4 protein-coding genes are annotated in these 3,375 nt (G+C 43.7%); all 4 read left to right on the plus strand.

What is annotated here, in order from left to right; all coding sequences use genetic code 11:
- Positions 1 to 10 precede the first annotated feature (10 nt).
- Positions 11 to 115 (plus strand): laccase domain-containing protein, encoded by a 105-nt coding sequence (locus ACESM0_RS13385; protein WP_372906709.1) that lies wholly within the window; start codon positions 11 to 13, stop codon positions 113 to 115.
- A gap of 73 nt (positions 116 to 188) precedes the next feature.
- Positions 189 to 1,040 carry a histone deacetylase gene (locus tag ACESM0_RS13390; protein WP_372906706.1) on the plus strand — a complete coding sequence of 284 codons (852 nt, stop codon included), beginning with the start codon at positions 189 to 191 and terminating at the stop codon, positions 1,038 to 1,040.
- A gap of 26 nt (positions 1,041 to 1,066) precedes the next feature.
- A complete protein-coding gene (locus ACESM0_RS13395; protein WP_372906707.1) occupies positions 1,067 to 2,239 on the plus strand; it encodes a 1-deoxy-D-xylulose-5-phosphate reductoisomerase in 1,173 nt (390 codons plus the stop codon).
- A 2-nt stretch (positions 2,240 to 2,241) separates the two neighbouring features.
- On the plus strand, positions 2,242 to 3,375 hold a 1,134-nt coding region (gene rseP, locus ACESM0_RS13400), incomplete at its 3' end, for an RIP metalloprotease RseP (RefSeq protein WP_372906708.1).

Below are 3,375 nucleotides of genomic sequence, written 5' to 3' on the forward strand. Positions count from 1 at the left end.
GCGAATTGAAGTGGATGATCGCTGCACTGTTGAGAATACATCTTTTTATTCATTCAGGAGAGAACGCGAACAAGCGGGCAGGATGTTAGCTTTCATCAGACAATCTAAAACATAAGATTAGAGGTTACGTGAGGGTTAGTTTCTCTAAAGGGTATGATGCAACGCTACCAGCAGGCCATGTTTTTCCGATGAAAAAATTTGTTCACCTTCATCAGATACTTCTCGGCCGCGGAGTTCTGTCACCCCGCCAGGTTATTGAACCTTCATTAGTTGATATACCAAACCTATGCAGTGTTCACACGCCCCGGTACGCTACGGCTGTATGGAACGGCTCGCTTTCCCGCAAAGAGGAGAGGCGAATGGGACTTCCATGGAGTAAAAGTCTTGCAATCCGTTCGCGTCTGGCCGTGCAGGGTACTATTAATGCAGGACTGATGGCCCTGCGAGACGGTATATCCGGAAATCTGGCAGGGGGAACACATCATGCGATGCCAGATCTTGGTGAAGGCTTCTGTGTCTATAATGATGTGGCAGTAGCCATTCGGGTTTTACAACAGGCCATGTGGGTGAAAAAAGTGCTTGTTATAGATTGTGATGTTCATCAGGGGAATGGCACAGCAGTGATTTTTGAAAACGATCCGGACGTCTTCACCTTTTCCATGCATGGTGAAAAGAACTACCCCTTTAAAAAACCACCGTCAACACTTGATGTGGGCCTGCCAGATCAAACAAAAGATGTGAATTATATCAACAAATTGACCGATGCACTCGATACTATTTACAGCCGTTTCCGGCCGGATCTTATTTTCTACCTGGCGGGGGTGGACCCACTGAAAAGCGATCATTTCGGACGCCTTTCGCTCACAAAAAGGGGAATCAGGGACAGAGATTATGAAGTGATTTCATCCGCTGTTGAACGGGACATTCCTATAACTTTGTTACTATCAGGCGGTTATTCACCATCGGAGCTGGAAACTGCTGAAAATCACGCCATATTATACGAAACAGCAGCGGAAATCTATTCCTCCCGATTTAACTGAAATTTTTTCTATTTTGCCGTTCACTTATGAAGCAACCCAACGAAGATTCTTCTCTAAAATCTATTGCTATTCTCGGATCTACCGGTTCTATCGGTACCCAGGCACTTGATATTATTTCGGAGTTAGGCAGCACCTTTAACGTGTACGGATTGTCGGCTCACTCTAACTGGAAACGACTTGCTGAACAGGCAAACTACTTTAGGCCGAAATGGGTTATTTTAACGGATGAACAGTACAAAAGCTCACTTTTAAATGCTCTGTCTTACACACCTGAAAGACTGAACTTTGGAGCTGATTCGCTGCAATTGTTGGCATCGGCACCGGAAACAGATCTTGTGCTGAACGCACTGGTAGGTTTTGCCGGGTTCACTTCTACGTATGAAGCTCTTAAATCCGGGAATCGTGTGGCGCTTGCCAATAAAGAGTCGCTTGTTGTTGGCGGCGAATTACTTACTGAATTGCCAAACTTTAAAGATAACCTGATACCGGTTGATTCCGAACATTCTGCGATGTGGCAGTGCCTGGTAGGGGAAACTTTGGCCAGTGTAGAGAAAATTATTATCACAGCAAGTGGCGGTCCTTTCAGAGAATATTCCAGAGATCAGATGAAAAGTATTACGGTTGAAGATGCCCTGAACCATCCCAACTGGGAGATGGGGAAAAAGATTACTATAGATTCATCAACAATGATGAATAAAGGACTGGAAATTATTGAGGCGCATTGGCTTTTTGGAATTGACATAGATTTAATTGAACCGGTCATCCATCCTCAAAGCATCATACACTCAATCATTGAATTTAATGATGGATCTTCGAAAGCACAGATGGGCCCGCCGGACATGAAAGTTCCGATCCTATATGCAATTTCCTACCCGGAACGTATAGCTTATGATGTGCCCCGGCTCGATTATAGAAAACAGATGAATTTGTCGTTTGAACCTATTGACAGGATTAAATTTCCCTGTTTACAGTTTGCTGTAGATGCCGTTAAGCAGGGAGGCCTGCTGCCGGCAGTTATGAACGCAGCAAATGAAGTTGCGGTGGGTCGCTTTTTAAACAGAGAAATTCGTTATATTGATATCCCAAAAATAATTGATGAAACCCTCAATACATTTCATCATAAAGAAATTGCATCTCCCCAAATGCTCATCGAGGCTGATGAGGAATCACGAAAATTCGCGAACGGTTTATTTAAGTAGATATGGACTGGATTTTTAGTATATCAACAACCATTGCAATTTTCATTGCAGCGATATTTATTCTTGTTACGATTCATGAATTAGGCCATTTTATTGCCGCAAAATACTTTAAGATGCGTGTCGATAAATTTTCTATTGGCTTTCCTCCGAAAATATTCGGGTTCAGAAAAGGAGAGACCGAGTACGTTCTCGGTGCTACACCTCTCGGCGGCTACGTTAGCATTGCCGGCATGATAGATGAGTCGATGGACGATGAATTCCTCGATGAAGAGCCCAAAGATGATGAGTTCAGGAGTAAACCTGTTTGGCAGCGAATGATTGTCATCACGGCCGGGGTCATTTTCAATGCAATTCTTGCCGTAATTATTTATGCCGGGATTGCCTTTTCGTATGGTGAAGATGTTATTCCTATCGATTCTGTCGAGGGGTTGTACATCCCGGAAGAATCAGTTGCGCATGATGTAGGTTTCAGAACCGGAGATCGTATTGTTGGGATCAATGGCGAAGAAGTAGAGTACTTTAATGACATTTTCAATCCAGCCTCGATTACCGACAGAGGTCTTACTTTTATGGTCATTAGAGATGGTGAAGTTAGAAACCTGCCAACTCCTCCAGACTTTTTGGATCAAATTGGTGAACAGGGTTTTTTAAATCAAAGCAACACATTGCCAAGTAAAATTTCTGATGTGTTGGAAGGAAGTCCTGCAGATGAAGCGGGATTTAAGGCCGGAGATCAAATTGTCCGAATCAATGATGAACCGGTTGATTTCTGGATCCAGTTGGTGGAAAAGATTCGCGAATCGGAAAGTGAGCTGCAGTTAACCGTACAACGAGATAGCGAGATACTAACCCTGCAGGTTACACCAGACCCCGAAACACAACAAATCGGAATTGCACCGCCTAACCCTCGTGAAGTTTTTGACGTAGAGACTCTAAACTATAATATTGGAGAATCAGTAGGACAGGGTTTTGAGAAATCCGGTGATACATTTATGGGTATCATCCAGGGAATTGGAATGATGTTCTCGGGTGATATTTCCGTCAGGCAAAACCTTGGCGGACCTGTTGCCATTGCAAATGTTACTAAACAAGCTACAGATACACGAGGATTTCTTGGATTTTGGGAGATTACGGCG

The organism is Rhodohalobacter sp. (genome assembly GCF_041686455.1).
GTDB lineage: Bacteria > Bacteroidota > Rhodothermia > Balneolales > Balneolaceae > Rhodohalobacter.

Excerpts from the sequence above, each read along its gene's own strand:
- ACESM0_RS13395 (WP_372906707.1), top strand. The coding sequence starts at position 1,067 with ATGAAGCAACCCAACGAAGATTCTTCTCTAAAATCTATTGCTATTCTC.
- ACESM0_RS13390 (WP_372906706.1), top strand. The coding sequence starts at position 189 with ATGAAAAAATTTGTTCACCTTCATCAGATACTTCTCGGCCGCGGAGTT.